The 16,236-nt window shown below is 72.2% G+C and carries 20 protein-coding genes; 13 read left to right on the forward strand and 7 right to left on the reverse strand.

What is annotated here, in order from left to right; all coding sequences use genetic code 11:
* Window positions 1-47 precede the first annotated feature (47 nt).
* Window positions 48-911 carry a hypothetical protein gene (locus tag DEIMA_RS11260; RefSeq protein WP_052303308.1) on the reverse strand — a complete coding sequence of 288 codons (864 nt, stop codon included), beginning with the start codon at window positions 909-911 and terminating at the stop codon, window positions 48-50.
* A gap of 87 nt (window positions 912-998) precedes the next feature.
* Here DEIMA_RS11260 and DEIMA_RS11265 point away from each other — a divergent pair, with 87 nt between their 5' ends.
* Window positions 999-1,493 (forward strand): LEA/WHy family protein, encoded by a 495-nt coding sequence (locus tag DEIMA_RS11265; RefSeq protein WP_013557384.1) that lies wholly within the window; start codon window positions 999-1,001, stop codon window positions 1,491-1,493.
* A 2-nt stretch (window positions 1,494-1,495) separates the two neighbouring features.
* Here DEIMA_RS11265 and DEIMA_RS18290 read toward each other — a convergent pair whose 3' ends face one another.
* Window positions 1,496-1,660 (reverse strand): hypothetical protein, encoded by a 165-nt coding sequence (locus DEIMA_RS18290; RefSeq protein ID WP_013557385.1) that lies wholly within the window; start codon window positions 1,658-1,660, stop codon window positions 1,496-1,498.
* A 58-nt stretch (window positions 1,661-1,718) separates the two neighbouring features.
* Between DEIMA_RS18290 and DEIMA_RS11270 the strand changes: the two genes are divergently transcribed.
* From DEIMA_RS11270 to DEIMA_RS11290, 5 genes are all read left to right on the forward strand, one after another.
* Window positions 1,719-2,885 carry an amidase gene (locus DEIMA_RS11270; protein ID WP_013557386.1) on the forward strand — a complete coding sequence of 389 codons (1,167 nt, stop codon included), beginning with the start codon at window positions 1,719-1,721 and terminating at the stop codon, window positions 2,883-2,885.
* A 32-nt stretch (window positions 2,886-2,917) separates the two neighbouring features.
* Complete coding sequence (locus DEIMA_RS11275) at window positions 2,918-3,727, forward strand: hypothetical protein (RefSeq protein WP_013557387.1); 810 nt, start codon at window positions 2,918-2,920, stop codon at window positions 3,725-3,727.
* Window positions 3,724-4,149: a hypothetical protein gene (locus DEIMA_RS11280; protein WP_013557388.1), complete on the forward strand. Its 426-nt coding sequence runs from the start codon at window positions 3,724-3,726 to the stop codon at window positions 4,147-4,149. The genes DEIMA_RS11275 and DEIMA_RS11280 overlap by 4 nt, the downstream gene beginning before the upstream one ends.
* Window positions 4,150-4,270: 121 nt before the next feature.
* Window positions 4,271-6,019 (forward strand): N-acetylmuramoyl-L-alanine amidase, encoded by a 1,749-nt coding sequence (locus DEIMA_RS11285; RefSeq protein ID WP_013557389.1) that lies wholly within the window; start codon window positions 4,271-4,273, stop codon window positions 6,017-6,019.
* A gap of 68 nt (window positions 6,020-6,087) precedes the next feature.
* The gene (locus DEIMA_RS11290; protein ID WP_052303309.1) at window positions 6,088-6,624 is read left to right on the forward strand and encodes a hypothetical protein; all 537 of its coding nucleotides are present in this window, start codon (window positions 6,088-6,090) and stop codon (window positions 6,622-6,624) included.
* Between the two features lie 49 nt (window positions 6,625-6,673).
* Here the strand turns inward: DEIMA_RS11290 and miaB are convergent, their stop codons facing one another.
* Entirely contained in the window at window positions 6,674-8,056 is a 1,383-nt protein-coding gene (gene miaB / locus DEIMA_RS11295; RefSeq protein WP_013557391.1) for a tRNA (N6-isopentenyl adenosine(37)-C2)-methylthiotransferase MiaB, read from the reverse strand.
* 175 nt (window positions 8,057-8,231) lie between these two features.
* Here miaB and DEIMA_RS11300 point away from each other — a divergent pair, with 175 nt between their 5' ends.
* Window positions 8,232-8,417 (forward strand): hypothetical protein, encoded by a 186-nt coding sequence (locus tag DEIMA_RS11300; RefSeq protein WP_013557392.1) that lies wholly within the window; start codon window positions 8,232-8,234, stop codon window positions 8,415-8,417.
* A gap of 48 nt (window positions 8,418-8,465) precedes the next feature.
* On the opposite strand, the gene DEIMA_RS11305 is transcribed toward DEIMA_RS11300, so the two are convergent.
* The gene (locus DEIMA_RS11305) at window positions 8,466-8,885 is read right to left on the reverse strand and encodes a GatB/YqeY domain-containing protein (RefSeq protein ID WP_013557393.1); all 420 of its coding nucleotides are present in this window, start codon (window positions 8,883-8,885) and stop codon (window positions 8,466-8,468) included.
* Window positions 8,886-9,041: 156 nt separating this feature from the next.
* Here DEIMA_RS11305 and trmFO point away from each other — a divergent pair, with 156 nt between their 5' ends.
* Window positions 9,042-10,430 (forward strand): methylenetetrahydrofolate--tRNA-(uracil(54)-C(5))-methyltransferase (FADH(2)-oxidizing) TrmFO, encoded by a 1,389-nt coding sequence (gene trmFO / locus DEIMA_RS11310; RefSeq protein ID WP_013557394.1) that lies wholly within the window; start codon window positions 9,042-9,044, stop codon window positions 10,428-10,430.
* A gap of 156 nt (window positions 10,431-10,586) precedes the next feature.
* A complete protein-coding gene (locus DEIMA_RS18295) occupies window positions 10,587-10,745 on the forward strand; it encodes a hypothetical protein (protein WP_013557395.1) in 159 nt (52 codons plus the stop codon).
* 52 nt (window positions 10,746-10,797) lie between these two features.
* Here DEIMA_RS18295 and DEIMA_RS11315 read toward each other — a convergent pair whose 3' ends face one another.
* Window positions 10,798-11,820, reverse strand: coding sequence for a zinc-binding alcohol dehydrogenase family protein (locus DEIMA_RS11315; RefSeq protein WP_013557396.1), 1,023 nt, complete (start codon window positions 11,818-11,820; stop codon window positions 10,798-10,800).
* A gap of 88 nt (window positions 11,821-11,908) precedes the next feature.
* Between DEIMA_RS11315 and DEIMA_RS11320 the strand changes: the two genes are divergently transcribed.
* The 4 genes from DEIMA_RS11320 to DEIMA_RS11335 all read left to right on the forward strand — a co-directional run bounded on the left by DEIMA_RS11320 (window position 11,909) and on the right by DEIMA_RS11335 (window position 13,869).
* Window positions 11,909-12,280: a winged helix-turn-helix transcriptional regulator gene (locus DEIMA_RS11320; protein WP_013557397.1), complete on the forward strand. Its 372-nt coding sequence runs from the start codon at window positions 11,909-11,911 to the stop codon at window positions 12,278-12,280.
* Window positions 12,281-12,289: 9 nt separating this feature from the next.
* The gene (locus tag DEIMA_RS11325; RefSeq protein ID WP_013557398.1) at window positions 12,290-12,937 is read left to right on the forward strand and encodes an ankyrin repeat domain-containing protein; all 648 of its coding nucleotides are present in this window, start codon (window positions 12,290-12,292) and stop codon (window positions 12,935-12,937) included.
* 103 nt (window positions 12,938-13,040) lie between these two features.
* Entirely contained in the window at window positions 13,041-13,592 is a 552-nt protein-coding gene (locus DEIMA_RS11330) for a hypothetical protein (RefSeq protein WP_013557399.1), read from the forward strand.
* 4 nt (window positions 13,593-13,596) lie between these two features.
* The gene (locus DEIMA_RS11335) at window positions 13,597-13,869 is read left to right on the forward strand and encodes a hypothetical protein (RefSeq protein WP_148234949.1); all 273 of its coding nucleotides are present in this window, start codon (window positions 13,597-13,599) and stop codon (window positions 13,867-13,869) included.
* A gap of 57 nt (window positions 13,870-13,926) precedes the next feature.
* Here DEIMA_RS11335 and DEIMA_RS11340 read toward each other — a convergent pair whose 3' ends face one another.
* Complete coding sequence (locus DEIMA_RS11340; RefSeq protein WP_013557401.1) at window positions 13,927-15,774, reverse strand: hypothetical protein; 1,848 nt, start codon at window positions 15,772-15,774, stop codon at window positions 13,927-13,929.
* 148 nt (window positions 15,775-15,922) lie between these two features.
* Entirely contained in the window at window positions 15,923-16,234 is a 312-nt protein-coding gene (locus DEIMA_RS11345; RefSeq protein WP_013557402.1) for a Rieske 2Fe-2S domain-containing protein, read from the reverse strand.
* Window positions 16,235-16,236 lie beyond the last annotated feature (2 nt).

Genomic DNA, 16,236 nt, shown 5'->3' on the forward strand with positions numbered 1-16,236 from the left:
GAACGCGCGTGGCGGGTGGGGAGCTCCCCACCCGCCACGCGCGCCACTCATTCGCGGCCGACGTTGAACCGGACCGTGCCGCGCACGCCGAGGCCACCCGAACCCCCGCGGGCGTCCACGCTGACCTCGCCGTTCGGGGTGGGCACGGTCACTTCCGCGCCGTACCGGGCGGGCAGGCTCACGTACCGCCACGGCTCGTACACGCCGTACAGACGTACGCTGCTGCCCTCACCGAGCACGTCGGCGACGCTCAGACTGCCGCTCAGGCCGCGCTCGTCCGTGCCCGGCCCGATCAGCGCGTCCGCCGCGAGCGTCACCGTGTCGGACGCGCGCCACGTGACCCCGCCCGTCACGCCCAGGACGCCGGCGCCTGCGCGTCCGCCCAGGCGGTAGCTCAGGTCCCCGCGGCGCCACTCGCCGAACGCCGCGACGTTCGGCTGGCCGCCCACGCTGCCGCTGACATTCAGGATCACATCGCGGTTCACGCGGTAGCGGGCGTTCGCGTCGAGCGCCCAGCCGCGCGCGCGCAGGTCCACCGGCGCTTCCGCCCACGCGACCAGGGGCTCCACCCGCGCCGCGCCCACCGTCCAGCCGCTCAGCGTCACGCCCAGCGCCACCGGCCCGAGCGCCGCGTTCACGGCGGTACCCAGCCGGTACCCCTGCCCGAACGCAAACGCCGCGTCCGTGCGGGACGACACGCCGCCCACTGCGGGAAGATCCACGCCGAAGGTCACGTGCGCGTCGGCGGCGCGGTTGCTCACGCCGAACCCGGCGGTCACATTCCCCAGACGCAGGTCGGTTACGGCGGCGCGCAGGGTCAGGGGGGACGCCGCGCTCAGTTCCAGGCCCACGGCCCCCGCGCCGCCGCTGCCGAGCAGCGCGAGGGTCGTCATCAGGTGCAAGGTCTTCACGGGCGCAGCGTAGCAGACGTCACGCACGCGCCAAGCGCATCAGGTGCGCGTCAGGCACGCGCCGGGCGTGCCCGGTACACTCGGGCCATGAAACGCCTCCTGCTTCCGGCGTTCGCCGTGCTCGCTGCGACGCTCAGCGCCTGCGTGCCCGGCCAGCCGCTGCTGCAAGTCCCGACCTTCCAGGTGGACGGGGCCCGCCTCACGAGCATCACGCTGCCCGGCGGGGGCCGCCCCGCCACCGCCACCCTGACCATCGCGCTGCGCGTGCAGAACCCGAACCCGCTGCCGCTGCGCGTCGCGAACATCGGCGGGGCCGTCACGCTGGACGGGGAGGACGTGGGCCACGTGGACTTCCCGAACATCGCCCTGCCTGCGCGCGGTGAGGCGCGGCAGCAAGCGGTCGTGACGCTGCCCATCACGTTCGCGAACGCCGGCGTGTTCCTGCGCGTCGCGCGCGGGCAGCAGGTCGCGTACCGCGTGGACGGCACCTTCACCGTGGACGCGGGGCCGCTGGGCCGACCGACGTTCGGTCCGTACACGCTCGTGCAGGGCGTGCTGCAGGAACCCGCCATCCTGCCCTGACCTCAGGGCGAACTGTCCAGCAGGGCGTGCAGCACCCAGCCGATCAGCCGCAGCGGCAACGTCAGCACGAACCAGACCACCTCGAAGCCGTCCAGCAGGACCTCCCCGGCGACCTCCAGCCAACGGTGATGGGTTCGGCGTCGGGAACGGCGACGTGAAGTGCGCATGCTGCCAGTACGGGCGCGCGGCGCGGGTCGTTCCCGCGCGGGCCGGTAGACTCCGGGCATGACGAATGACGTGTTCGGCGCGTGGGCGTACCGCCCCGCCACGCCCCTGCGGGGCGCCCCGGGTGGGCCCCTCGCGGACCTGACCTTCAGCGCCAAGGACCTGTACGGCGTGCCCGGCTGGCCGCTCGGCGGCAGTTCCCGCGCGGCCCTGCCCGCCGTGGCGCCCAGCCCGCTGGTGGCACACCTGCGCGCCCTGGGCGCCACGCTGGTCGGCAAGACGCACCTGCATGAGGTGGCGCTCGGCGTGACCGGCGCGAACGCCTTCGGCGGCACCCGCAACCCCCTGGACGCCACCCGCGTGGCCGGCGGGTCGAGCAGCGGCGCGGCTGTGAGCGTCGCCACCGGCGAGGTGGACTTCGCGCTCGGCACGGACACGGGCGGCAGCATCCGTGTGCCCGCCGCGTGGTGCGGCGTCGTCGGCTTCAAACCCACCAAGGGGCACGCGGCGTGGCCGACGGACGGCGTGCTGCCGCTCAGCCTCACGTGCGACCATGCCGGTCCGCTCGCCCGGGACGTGCAGGTGGTGGCGCGCGTACACGGGGCGCTGACCGATCAGGTCATCACGCCGCGCGCGTGGGCAGGGGTGCGCGTCGGGGTGTGGGACGTGCCGGGGTGGGTCACGCCGGAGGTGTGGGCGACCGTGGAGCGCGAAGTGGCGCGCCTGACGGCTCTCGGCGCGAGCGTCGTGCGCGTGCCGTTCCCGGAGGTGCTGGACGCGTATTCCCCCATTGTCCTGAGCGAGGCCGCGCGCGTCCACGCGGGTGCGCTCGCCAGTGCCGCGCCGGGCTTCACGCCCGCCACCGAGGCGAACCTCCGCGCGGGCGCGCAGCTCACCGACGCGGACATCACGGCGGCGCGCGCGCGGCGCGGCGCCTACCAGCAGCAACTGGCGGACACCTTCGGCGCGGTGGACGTCCTGCTCGGGCCGGCCGTGCCGGACATCGCCCCGCACCCCGACCAGGAAGACCTCCACGTGACGGAAGGGACCGTGCCGGTCCGCCGGGCCGTGCTGCGCCTCACGGCGCCGTGGAGCCTGCTGGGCGCGCCGACCCTCAGCCTCCCCCGCCCGCTCGGGGCCTTGTCAGTGGGCGTGCAGCTGGTTGCCCCGTGCGACCAGGATGAGTGGCTGCTGGGGCTGGCGCTCGCGCTGGACACGCGCTCATGAGGCCGTCAGGGGCTCCCCGTACGCTGAGCGGCATGAAACGAGCCCTCGCCATCCTGACCCTGCTGCTCGGCGGTGCGTCCGCCGCGAACAGCACCGCCCCCCTCGCGTGGGGCCCGTACACCGTGACGGTTACGCCCCGCACGGACGCCGCGAACAGCACCGCGCGCGCCGTCGTCCGCCGCGGCAACGACGTCGTGTTCACCGCGACCGGCTGGAACATCGAGGCGTTCCTGGAGCCCCTGCGGCCGGGCGGCCTGCCGGAACTGGTCCTCACCGGCTTCAGCGGCGGCGCGCACTGCTGCAGCACGTACGCGATCTTCACGGCGGACACCGGCACACCCACGAACCTCGCGGTCATCTGGGGCGGCAACTACGGCGGGCGGTTCGTGGACCTCAACGGCGACGGCAACCGCGAGATGATCCTCGGCATCGACAGCCTCGCGTACTACGACTACAGCTACGCCGGCTCGCCAAGCCTGCTGACCGTGCTCGGCTGGGACGGCGTGCGCCTGGCGGACCGCACGCGCGCGTACGCGTACGTGCCCGCGCAGAACGCCGCCCGTGACCTCGCGCGCCTCAACCCGAAGACCGGCGCGGACGACGAGAACAACCGCTCCGCGCTCAGCGGGTACTTTGGGAACATGATCCTGGCCGGGCGCGGCCCCGAAGCGGAACAGCTGCTGAACACGCGGGTGTTCCCGGCGGCGCCGTCGCTGCGCACATGGTTCACGGCGCACCGCTCAGACCTGATCAACGCCACGTACGCGCAACCGGAGGGCCGCGTGCGCGTGGAGCAGCGCAAGACGTACAACCTCGACCTTCAGGAGGACGAACAGCCATGAAGAAGATCCTGACCGCCGCCCTGCTCACCTTCGCGCCCACCGCGAGCGCCGCCGCGCTGTGGGGCGGCGTGGACGTCAACACGAACAGCCTCGGTGCGCACGCCGGGTTCGCGCTGCTGCCCGTCCCGTTCATCGGTACGCTCGGCCTTGAGGGCGGCGTGGAACGCCCGTGGCCCGCGCCGGGCACGCCGGACACCACGGACTTCTCGGTCGCGGCGACGCTGCGCGACCTGAACCTCCCCCTCACCCGCACGGACGCGTTCGTGTCCGCCGGGGTGCTGCTGCGGGAGTCACGCGTCACACCGTTCGCGGAAGCGGGCCTGCGCTTCCCGGTGCTGCTCAACGCGGGGCTGCGCGTCGCCGCGCGCGCGGACACCGATGGTCGCCTGCGCGCCGGCGCCGGCCTCGAACTGCGCTTCTGATCTGACGCCGGCAAGCGAGGGGGCCCAGAGATCACGCCCGGGGCGCCCTCGCCCGTGCACGCTCCCGGGACGACGCCCACCCTGCGCGTTGGTCCGCGGGGCAGGCACTTTATCCTGCGGTATGCGTGCTCTGCTGATCACCGCCGCGCTCATGGCCCTGGGGGCCGCGCGCGCCGCCCCGGACGTATCCATCGCGTACCCGCCTGACGGGCACCGCGTTTCGTACGACCACGTGCTGCTCGAAGGGAGCGTGACGCCGGGCGCGACGCTGAGCGTTAGCGGCACGCCGGCGAGCGTGGGCCCGGACGGCCTATTCATCCTGTGGTGGCCGCTGCGGGCGGGCACGAACGACCTGCGGCTCGTCGCGGTCAGCGGCGGCGCGCAGGCGACGCGTACGCTGCGCGTCGTGCGGACGCTACCCGCCGCCGTGCCCACCGCGACGCCCACGCGGATCGCGGTGGGCAGTGTCACGCCGACGACGGACGCCGCGTGGTGGGACGCCCCGGCGGACCCGGCCGCGGAGCGGACGCTGGTCGTGGCGTTCCGGGGGTCGCCGGGCGGGCGCGGCACGGCGCAGGTGGGGACGCTCGCGCCGGTGTCGGCGCGGGAGGTTCGCGCGGGCGTGTACGAGGCGCGCCTCACCCTGAGTGGCGCGGAGGCGCTGGAACGGGCAGCGGTGCGCGTGTCCCTTACCGGCCGGGATGGCCGCACGGTCTCGGCGGGCGCGCCGGGCCGTGTGACCGTGCGGGCCGGGCGGGCGCGGGTGGGCGTGTTCACGGCGCCGGTGATCGGGCAGGCGATCAACCCGTCGACGACGGTGGCGGAGACGCCCGACGGGCGCCCGCTGCTGTACCCGCGGTCGGGCATGACGTTCGAGGTGGCGGGCGCGGTGGCGGGGCAGTTGCGCGCGCGGCTCGCGCCGGGCGTGAGTGCGCTGATCGACCCGGCGAACGTCGCCCTTCTGCCGGAAACGGCGTTTCCACCGCGCGGGACGCTCGGGTCGCCCCTGGTTGAGGACCCGGGCGGAGCGGGCGAATGGACGCTGCGGCTGCCGCTGGGGACGCGCATGCCGTTCACGGTCACGAACGACGGGCCGGCGCTGCGCGTCACGCTGTACGGCACGCAGCCGGACGCGACCTTCGCGGTACCGGCCGTGCCGGGCACGCTGAGCGTGACGCGCACCCCGGACCGCACGACGCTCACCCTCACGCCCGAGCACGCGCTGTGGGGCTTCGCAGCGAACTACGACGCGAGCACCGCGGACCTGGTCCTGAGCGTGCGTCGCCCTCCCGCCGTGGATGCCGCGCAGCCCTTGGCCGGCCGCGTGATCGTGCTGGATGCCGGGCATGGTGGCAGCGAGTTCGGGGGCGCGGGCGCGCTGCGCACCCCGGAAAAGACGCTGGTGCTGGACATCACCCTGCGCGCCGCCGAGCAGTTGCGCGCGCGCGGCGCGGACGTCGTCCTCACGCGCAGCACGGACGAGCGCGTGCCGCTGTACGACCGGCCGCTGCTGGCGGAGTCGCTCGGCGCGGACCTGCTGGTGAGCGTGCACGCGAACGCGCTGCCGGACGGCCGCGACCCGCGCGGTCCGCGCGGTCCGGGCGTGTACTACACGCACGCGCAGGCCGCGCCGCTCGCGCGCGCGATTCAGGCGCGGCTGCGGGCGATTCCGGGCCTCGGGGATGACGGGCTGCATCCGGGCGCGGACCTGGCGCTCACCCGGCCGAGCGGGCAGCTGAGCGTGCTGGTGGAAACGGCGTACCTCACGGACCCGCAGAACCTCCGCACGCTGATGAGCGACACGGGCCGGGCGCAGCTTGCGGGCGCCGTCGCGGACGGGATTGAGGATTTCCTGCGCGGCGCGCCGTGAGCGGCTTCGTGAAGGTTTCCGGCGTGGCCGGTCACGCGGGCGTCAGCGGGGGTGCGTACGCTGGGCGCATGTTGACGTTCATGACCCGCGCCGTCCTGACGCTCGCGCTGCTGCCGGGCGCGCTCGCGCAGTCCACCGTGCCCGCCACGCCGCCGGCCCCGATCAGTGCGCCGACGACCGCGCCCGCCGAACTGGACCGGCCGCTCACGCCGCGCGTCACGCTGGAGAACGCGCGCCTCACGGCCACGGCCACGCCGGGCGCGGGCACCGCGACCGTGCGGCTCAGCGTGCAGAACACCGGCACGTCCGCCTTCACGCTCAACGCGAACCGCGACAGCCTGCAGGGCTGCCAGGTGGCTCCGCACGTGCGCGTGCTGAAGGTCGGGTCGCGCGAGGTCGTGTACCCGGACCCGGCGGGCGTGCGTCTGTGCGCGCAGGACATCGTGACGCGCGAGGTGCCTGCGGGCGGGAGCGTCGAGTTCGCGCGGAACCTGACGCTGCCCGCCGGGGAGTACCTCGTGGAGGTCTGGTTCCAGGGGTTCGTGGGCGAAGGCGGGGAGCGCGTGCGCGTGGCCGCCGAGGCGGTGCGCGTCCGCGTACAGTGAAGGCCGACGCGCGGCCCCGAGGGTGACCTCGGGGCCGCGCGTTCATGCGTCAGGCCATCTGGAGGGGGTTGGTCATCGCGGCCGCCTCGGGCGTGAGCTTCGGCAGTTCCGGCAGTTCCTGGCCGTGCGCGTCGAGGAGCTTGCCGTACATCATGTGCGGCGTGGCGTGCTCGATGCGCGCGGTGTACACGCCGGCCGCGTCCGCGCCGAGCGCTTTGGGCACCACCACGGGGTGGTTGCCGCGCGTGTGCCCTTCCAGGAAGCCCTCGGTGACGGCGTCGCCGCGCAGCAGCACCTCCTGCGCGCTGCCGACGAGGGCGGCGTTGCGCCGCTGACTCCACTGCTTCTGAAGCTCCACGAGCCGCCCGAGGCGTTCAGTCTTGAGTTCCTTCGGGAGGTCCTCGAAGTGCTTATGGCTGGGCGTGCCGGGGCGGGCGCTGTAGATGAACATGAACGCCTGGTCGTACCCGACCTCGTCATACAGGTCAAGGGTCTGCTGGAAGTCCTCTTCGGTCTCGCCGGGGAAGCCGACGATCACGTCCGTGCTGAGCACGGCGTTCGGGAGGTGCTTGCGGATGTCCGCGATGTGCTGCAGGTACTGCTCGCGGGTGTACTCGCGGGCCATGCGGCGCAGCACGCGGTTGCTGCCGCTCTGCATGGGCAGGTGAATGAACTCGCAGATGGCGGGCGTGTCCGCCATGGCCATGGCGACGTCCTCGGTGAAGTTCATGGGGTGGCTGGTCGTGAACTTCACGCGGCGAATGCCGGTGCGGCCCACCAGGCGCAGCAGGTCCGCGAAGGTGGGCAGGCCGGCCATGCGGGCGCCCTGATCGAAGCCGTACGCGTTCACGTTCTGGCCGAGCAGCGTGACTTCCTGCACGCCGGCGGCGAGAAGGGTGTCGAGTTCGCGCAGGATGCTGTCCGGGTGGCGGCTGACCTGCGGGCCGCGCGTCTGCGGGACGATGCAGTACGTGCAGTGGTGATCGCAGCCACGCATGATCGTCAAGTGCGCCTGCAGGGTGCCCTGCGGGGGCGGCGGGGGGATGTGGTCGTGGAGTTCGTCACGGAAGTTCAGCGCCCAGAATTTCTCGTTGTTCTCGAGGACGCGGCCGATTTCGAGGAGGCTGCCGGGGCCGATCAGGACGTCCACGCCGTACTCCTCGGCCATGTCCTGGCCTTCCTGGAGTTGCGCGAGGCAGCCCATCATGCCGACGACGATGGGGCGGCGGGTTTTGAGTTTGCGGAGGTCGCCGAGCAGCGAGCGGACCTTGTTGACGGGCCTGCCGCGAATGGCGCAGGTGTTGATGAGCACGAAGTCGGCTTCGTCGACGCTGTGCACCATGTCCGCGCCGAGGCTCACGAGCTGGCTCTGCACGGTGTGGGTGTCGTACTCGTTCATCTGGCACCCGTAGGTGATCATGTGGGCCTTCATCAGTGTGTCTCCAGGGCGGCGCGGGGCGGGTGGGCGGCGCGCCGCGTCATCCGGTGATTTTACCGTGCCGGGCGGCGGTGCGCGGGGGGAGGGCCGTCACCTTTGCCGGTCGTTGCATGAAGGTCCGCTCACGCGCGGCGGGGGCGCGTTTCAGGTGGCGCTGCTTTGCTGGGGTATGAGCGACAGTAACCGGCACGACCTGCACGACGGGAACAACGACCCCAAGACCGGCGACAAGAAGCACCAGACGGACCACAGCCAGGAGCGCCACGACCATCAGCATGACCGGGACGGGAGCGGCGCGCAGGGCAGCGAGGGGAACGAGCCGCACGGAACGGACAGCGACTCCGTGCACCCCTGAAAGTCAGGGGGCCCCACCAGAATGGTAGGGCCCCCTCCCTGACGTGGCTTACGCGCGGGCGAGACGCGCGGCGAGCGCGCCGTCGTACCCGTTGGGGTGCGCCGCCTTGAGGTGCGCCATGACCTGCGCGATGTTCGCGCCGGGGTGCTGCGCGCGGAACTGCTCGATAACCGCCCGGAGTTCATCCTCGCTCAGCAGGGTCGGCAGGTACTGCGCGAGCAGCGCGAGCTCCCGATCCTGCTCGGCCGTGTCGATGCCGCGCTCGCGGTATGTCTGCACGGTCCCTTCGAGGGCTTTGCGGGTCTGCTTGATCACGCCGAGAGCGACCTCATCGGTGAGGCCAGGCGCGCCGGGCGCTTTCGCAGCGGTTTCCACGGCGCCGACCAGAGTGGTGAGGGTCGTGGCGGTCGCGGTGTCGCGGGCTTTGCGGGCGGTGAGCAGGTCGGCTTTCAGGCGGTCGTACAGCATGAGGTGATCCTTTCGTGGGCGAGCGGTTATGGGTCGCCGCTGTCCATGGTGCCGCGCGGACGCGCACGACACCATGAGCGAAGTGACGTACGCCAGCGGGCTGCGCGTGAGGGTACGCCCATTGCCGGGCGCACGTGGGCGCTAGAGTGGCGCGTGATGAAGGCTGTGACGGTAATTGGTGCGGGCCTGGCGGGCTCGGAAGCGGCGCTCGCAGCCGCAAACGCGGGCGTGCCCGTGACGCTCTTCGAGATGCGCCCGGTGAAGATGACGCCCGCGCACCGCAGTGGGAAGTTCGCGGAACTGGTGTGCAGCAACAGCCTGGGCGGCGAAGGCGAAACCAACGCCAAGGGCCTGCTGCAGGCCGAAATGCGCGCGGTGGGCAGCACGGTGATCGCGGCGGCGGACGCGTCGCGCCTCCCGGCAGGCGGGGCGCTCGCGGTGGAACGCGAGGGCTTCAGTGACCACGTGACGCGGGCCGTGCGGAACCACCCGCTGATCACCGTGCGCGACGAGGAAGTGACGGCGCTGCCCGAGGGCGTCACGGTGCTCGCGACGGGGCCGCTCACGTCGGAGGCGCTCGCGGAGGACATCGCGCGCGCGACCGGCACGGAACGCCTCGCGTTCTACGACGCGGCCGCGCCGGTGATCGCATTCGACAGCATCAACATGGACGTCGCGTTCCGCGCCGGCCGCTACGACCAGCCCGCCGACTACATCAACTGCCCGATGGACAAGGAGCAGTACGCGGCGTTCTACGCGGCGCTGGAGCAGGCGCGCAGCCACACGCCGCACGACTGGGAGAAGCTGGAGTTCTTCGAGGGGTGCATGCCCATTGAGGAGATCGCGCGGCGCGGCCCGGACACGCCCCGCTTCGGCCCCATGAAGCCGCGTGGCCTGACGGACCCGCGCACGGGCCGCTGGCCGTACGCGGTCGTGCAGCTTCGCCAGGAGGACGCCGAGGGGCGCATGTGGTCGCTGGTGGGCTTCCAGACGGGCCTGAAGTGGGGCGACCAGAAAGCCGTCGTGCAGCTCATTCCGGGCCTGGAGAATGCGGAGATCGTGCGGTACGGCGTGATGCACCGCAACACGTACCTGAACGCGCCGGAGGTGCTCACGGAGACGATGCAGCTGCGCGCGGACCCGGAGAAGCTCGTGGCGGGCGTCCTCGCGGGCACCGAGGGGTACCTGGAGTCGGCAGCGACGGGGTGGCTGGCGGGCCTGAACGCGGCGCGGCTCGCGCAGGGCCTCGAGCCGGTGTGCCCGCCGCAGGAGAGCATGCTGGGCGGCCTCACTCGGTACCTCGCGACGGCGAACCCGAAGAACTACCAGCCGATGAACACGAACTGGGCGCTCGTGCCGGAGTTCAAGGTGGAGGGCCGCCGGAAGCTCGGGAAGCGCGAGAAGCGTCCATTGATGTTCGCGCGCGGGTACGACGCGTTCCTGGGGTGGGCGCGCGGCGTGGGCCTGAACGTGACGGAACGCGTGGTGCCGACGTCTGAACCCGCCCCTGAGGTGCCCGGCACGGCGGAACCCGTCGGCGCCTGATTCGCAGCCACTCCCTTCGTCGCGGCTTCGTACCCTGTGGGGAGGAGGCCGCGACGACTTTCTGGTGGTGGCGGCGGGGTCGCGCGAACCGTGGAGCGCTTCAGCCTTCAGGCCACCCAGCAGTTCACGCGTGCGGCCCAATGAAGGGGCCGAGGCATGATCGGGGCGTTTCTGATGGTTCTGGGCGTGGTTGGGGTGGTCGGCGCGGTGTTCGCGCGGCAGCAGGCGCACCTGAGCCGCGCGGTGCAGGATCTGGGTGAGGGGCCGCGCGGCAGCGGCCCGCACGTCGGCCCGAATATTCCCGGGCCGTACTGACCGGCCCGGCAAAGGCGGGCGCCGCATGACCCCGCCTTTGCCGCAACCTTGTTCAGTCCTCCCAGCCCTCAAGGACGATCTTGCCGATCACGCCGCGCGTTTCGAGGCGTTCGTGCGCGGCGCGGAGGTTCGCGGCGTTGATGGGCCGCAGCGTCTCACGGAGGGTGGTGCGGACGTGCCCGGCGTCCACGAGGTCCGCGACGCGGTTCAGCAGGTGGTGCTGCTCGATCATGTCGTCCGTCTGGAGGGCGGGGCGCGTGAACATCAGCTCCCACGCGAACGTAAGGCTCTTGGCCTTCAGGGCGTTGAGGTTCACGTCGGTGGCGGTGTCGATGGCGACGATGCTGCCGCCCGGGCGGAGCACCTGCACCATGGCGTTCCAGTGCTGTTCGGTGCCGTACGTGCAGTACACGTGGTGGACGCTGTCGATGCCGAGGTCGCGCAGCTGCGCGGGGATGTCGCCGGTGTGGTCGATGACGTGGTGCGCGCCGAGGTCGCGGACCCACGCGGCGGATTCCGGGCGGGACGCGGTGGCGATGACCGTGAGGCCGGCGTGCCGCGCGAGCTGAATGGCGACGCTGGGGACGCCGCCGGCGCCGCCGATGACCAGCAGGGTCTTGCCGGCGTCCTGGCCGTCCGGGCGGAGGTGCAGGCGGTCGTACAGGCCTTCCCAGGCGGTGATGGCGGTCAGGGGGAGGGCGGCGGCCTGCGCGTGCGTGAGGGTGGTGGGTTTGCGGCCGACGATGCGTTCGTCCACGAGTTGAAGTTCGGCGTTGCTGCCGGGGCGGTTGAGGTCGCCTGCGTAGTACACCTCGTCGCCCACCTGGAATAGCGTGACGTCCGGCCCGACCGCTTCGACGACGCCGCTCGCGTCCCAGCCGATCACCTTGGGCGGGTGGTGTTCCAGGTTGCCGGGCTTGGGCGCGCGGACTTTGGTGTCCACGGGGTTCAGGGCGGTGGCGTGCACGCGCACCAGCAGGTCACGTCCGGTGGGGACGGGGTCGGGCAGCTGGACGTCCTGGAGGCTGCTGGGGTCGCTGATGGGCAGGTGGTGCGTGAAGCCGACGGCGTTCATGCGGGCAGTATGCGCACAGCGCTTTGCGAACTCAAGTACGCACAGTGTTGATCCGTAGTGACAGAATTGTGCCTATGAGGCGTTCGTCATGAAGCCGCCGCGCGCGCTGAACTGCGCGCCCGGCTGTCCGGTGGAGGTGACGCTGGAGGTCATCTCGGGGCGGTGGAAGTGCGTCATTTTGTATCACCTGTTGCGCGGGCCGGTGCGGTTCGGGCAGTTGCGACGCCTGATCCCCGGTGTGACGCAGCGGATGCTGACGTTGCAGCTGCGGGAGCTGGAAGCGGACGGGCTGGTGGAGCGGACAGCGTACCCGCAGGTGCCGCCGCGCGTGGATTACCGCCTGACGCCCCTCGGGGAGAGCCTGCGGGCGGTGGTTCTGGCGATGCTCGCGTGGGGTGAGGCGAATCACGACACCGTGATGGCCCTGCGCGGCGGCGAAGTGGGCGGGGTCGCGTCGTAGCATGAGGGCATGTCCCACGAGGCGTTTTTTGCGGCGCTACACACCGGGAATGCGGAGCGGGTCGCGGCGCACCTGGACGCCGACCCGGCGCTCCTGACGGCCACGAGTCCCAGTGGCCTCTCCCCTGTCCTGTTCGCCACGTATTACCGTCAGCCGGCGCTCGCGCAGCTCCTGATCGAGCGGGGCGCGCCGCTCACGGCGTTCGAGGCGGCCGCCACCGGGCATGCGGAGGTGCTGCAGCCGCTGCTGGACGCCGATCCGCGTCTGGTGGCGGCGTTCAGCGCAGACGGGTTCACGCTGCTCGGCCTCGCGGCGTTCTTCGGGCAGGTGGAGGTCGCGCGCGCGCTTATCGCGCGCGGCGCGGACGTGAACGTCGCCAGCCGCAACGGCTTGCAGGTCACGCCGCTGCATTCAGCGGTGGCGGGTCGGCACGCGGACCTCGCGGCGCTGCTGCTGGACGCGGGCGCGGACGTGAACGCGCGGCAGCATGGCGGGTTCACGCCGCTGATGGGCGCGGCGCAGAACGGCCACGCGGACCTCGTGCGGGCGCTGCTGGCGCGCGGCGCGGACCCGGCGGCCCGCACGGACGACGGGGACAGCGCGGCGGTGTTCGCGCGGGACTGGTCGGACCCGGCGCTGCGTGAGCTGCTGCCCTGACGCCGTAAAGAAACGGCGAACGGTCTCTGAAGGGCGCTGCGGGCGTCACTCAGCGGGCGCGCACGGCCGCGCGCGACACTGAGCGCATCCGAGGAGGCCCGGCATGAACGAATCGAACAAACACACGGATCAGGCGCACGCGCAGCAGGACCTCGTGGCGGAAACGCCGCGCGGGACGTACGACGCGCCCCAGGACCCGAAAGACGACGCGCAGCGCCACTACACGACGACCCCCGCCAAAGACGAGAACGGCGCGCGGGACGAGACCGGCCCGGGCGAGCCGATGCCGCAGGACCCGGACCCGCAGGAGACGCTCGCCCGCAGTTTCAAGGGCACGGACCATCCCGCGGTCACGCGCGACCCGTACGCTGCCGAGCGGCACCTGCAGGACCCGGATTACGCCGGGAGCGAGACGGTCAGTGGCATCAGCACGGACACCCTCGATGCCCTGCAGCCCGGCGTGAACCTGGGCTTCAACCCGGTGGCGGTCACGCAGGCGTCGCCGGTGCTGGGCGCGGTGGATCAGAACCCTGCGTACGTGCCGCCGAGCGAGCGTGGCCCCGCGCACGTGGGTGAGCAGCGCGAGGACCTCCCGGCGGACCTGCCGAATGCTGCGCGCGTGGACGACCAGACGCGCCGCGGTGGGGACCGGTGAGCGCATGACGGACTACACGAACGGCCTGGGCGCGGACACGAACGTCGACGTGGACGACACGATGGGGGGCGTGCAGAGCAGCGCGACCAGCACCACCCCGAGTGGCGTGCCCGGCCCGGCGGATCAGGCGGGCGTGAGCAGCGATACGGGGCCGCGCAGCATGGAGCCCGAGGAGGACGTCAGCCTGCGCGATGAGCTGGAAGGCGCGCCGGCACCGGTCGCGGACGGCCTGCCGACGTCCGTGAACGGCGACCGCAACGCGGACACCGCGGAGTAAGGGCCGCCGTGAAGGAGGGGGACGGCACGCTGTCCCCCTCCTTCACGGCGGCTGGAGTTACTTGAGGGTGACCTCGATGATCAGCTGCCCCTGCTGGCCGGGCGTGAGCGCCGTCATGTTGCAGGTCTGCACGACGTCCAGGTTGTAGGTCTGCACGGCGGTCACGGCGCGGGTCGTGGTGTCCGGGCAGGTGAGCTGCGCGAGCTGCGGGGTGAGGCGTGCGTCGAGGGTGTCGGTGAGGGCAAAGTTCGTGAAGGAGCGGGCCGTGCCGTTTCCGTAGGTGATGGTGTAGCGCAGGCGGTCGCCGGGCAGGGCGCCCGCGCCGCTGCGCGTGAGGTTCGTGACGGCCTTCTGGATGGTGGGGGTGGCGGCGTTCCCGCAGTCCGCGCCGAACGGAAGGCCCTTGATGCCGGCGGTGGTGATGGTGTTGATGGTGCCGACCGCGCCGGGCTGCGCGCCGAACTGCAGTTTGGAGGTGAGGGTGGTGCCGTACGTGCCGAACGTGGCACTTCGGGTGCCGGTGTTGGCGTAAATGACGCCGCCGCCGCCGCCGCCACCGGGACCGTGCGCGTCGGCGGTGGCGCCGGTGGTGGCGGGCGCTTTGGTCGGCCAGGCGTCCGCGCCGTTCGCGCCGTTCGCGTTGATGGTGAGGGCCGCGGTGGAGCTGCCCGCATACAGCAGGACGCTGCCGCCCGCGCCGCCGCCGCCACCGCCGTCGTTCTCGGGGGCGGGCGGGGTGGTGCCGTTCGCGGTGATGGTGGCGGTGCCGCTGAGGGTGCCGGCACGGACGAACACCGCGCCGCCGCCCGCCCCGCCGCTGCTGGCCCCGGCGCTCACGGACGTGTTGTTGCGGGTGCCGGCCCCGCCGCCGCCGCCCAGCAGGAGGCGACCGGTGGGCACGGCGACGCCGCCGAGGCCGCCGACCGGCTGGTTACTGTTCCACGAGTTGCCGCCGAGGCCGCCGCGCCCGCCGTTGCCGCCGCCGCCGCCGCCGCTGTTCTGGTCGTTCGCGGTGGGGTTGTAGTCGTTACCGCCGCCGCCGGCGGTGCCGGGCGCGCCACGCGCGGCGTCGCCGCCCGAGGGGTAGGTGGTGGTGGCTGTGCTGACGCTGGGGGTGGTGCTGGTGGCGTTCAGGCCGTACACGTAGGCGGGCGTGCCGATGCTGCCTTCGCCTTTCACGCCGTGCGCGAGGGTGGTGGAGGGCGTCACGTAATCGAAGGACGTCGCGCCGCTCGCGGCGCCGCTGGCAGTGCGGAAGCCGCCGCCCCGGAAGCCGCGTCCGCTCACGTCGATGCCGGCGTTCAGCTGCAATTTCCCGCTGACGTCGAGGGCCACGATGCCGCCGACGCTGCCGTTCCAGGGGAGCGCGGTGACGGTGGCCGAGAGCGTCGCGGAGGAGTAGCTGGGCACGCGGATCACCTGGAACCGGGCCGCGCCCACGTTCGTGTAGGTGTTGACGAGGCCGCTGTTCGTCCCGGCGCCCTTGATGGTGAGGGTGCCGGTGTTCACGGCGGTGACGGTGGCGTACTCGTACAGGCCGGCGCTGCCCCAGGCGGTGACGCCCTGGCCGGTGCTGCCGTCCCCGTACGTCCGGGTGGTGCTGGTGGTCGTGTTGGTGTTGTTGATGGTGCCGTCCTGCATCTGGACGATGAGGATCAGGTCGCCGACCTTGAGGGGGGTGGCGGTGTTTGCACCCGCGCCGCTGCCGACCGTGAGGGTGGTCCCGCCAGCGCTGGCGGTGCCGATGCCGGGGTAGTAGGTGTTCAGGACGCCGCTGAGCGTGCCGATGCCGTCCTTGCCGGTGTAGTAGCCGCAGGCGCTGGAGGGCTGGATGCTCTGGGCGCTCAGCGGGGGGGTGAGGCTCAGCAGGGTGAGGGTGGATAGCAGGTAAGCGCGACGCGACACGGGTCCTCCTGTAGGTCTGCCGGTCGCACCACTGGCTCCGCACGTCACCTTGGTGCCCGCGTGGGCGACGTGTTTCCTTGCGTCGCGGGCAGTGTACATGAGACGCCCTTTCGAGTTCCTTACACGTTCGGGGGGTGCAGCGGGCGCCTCAGAGCGGGTGGACGTATACCTGATCGCCGTCCACCTCGGTGCGGTAGATGCGGACGGGTTTCACGGCAGGCAGGGTACGGGGCTTGCCGGTGGCGAGTTCGAATTTCGCGCCGTGTTTCTCGCAGGTGATGCGGCCCAGGCTGACGTCGCCGCCGAGCAGCGGGTAGTCCTTGTGGGTGCAGTTGTTGCGCAGGGCGTAGTACGCGCCCTCGTGGTGCACGACGACGACGCTCACGCCGTCCACCTTGATTTCGGTCTGGCTGCCTTCGGGCAGGTCTGTGGTGGGGCCGACCAGCACGCGTTCACTCATGG

It is taken from the genome of Deinococcus maricopensis DSM 21211 (assembly GCF_000186385.1).
Taxonomy (GTDB): Bacteria; Deinococcota; Deinococci; order Deinococcales; family Deinococcaceae; genus Deinococcus_B; species Deinococcus_B maricopensis.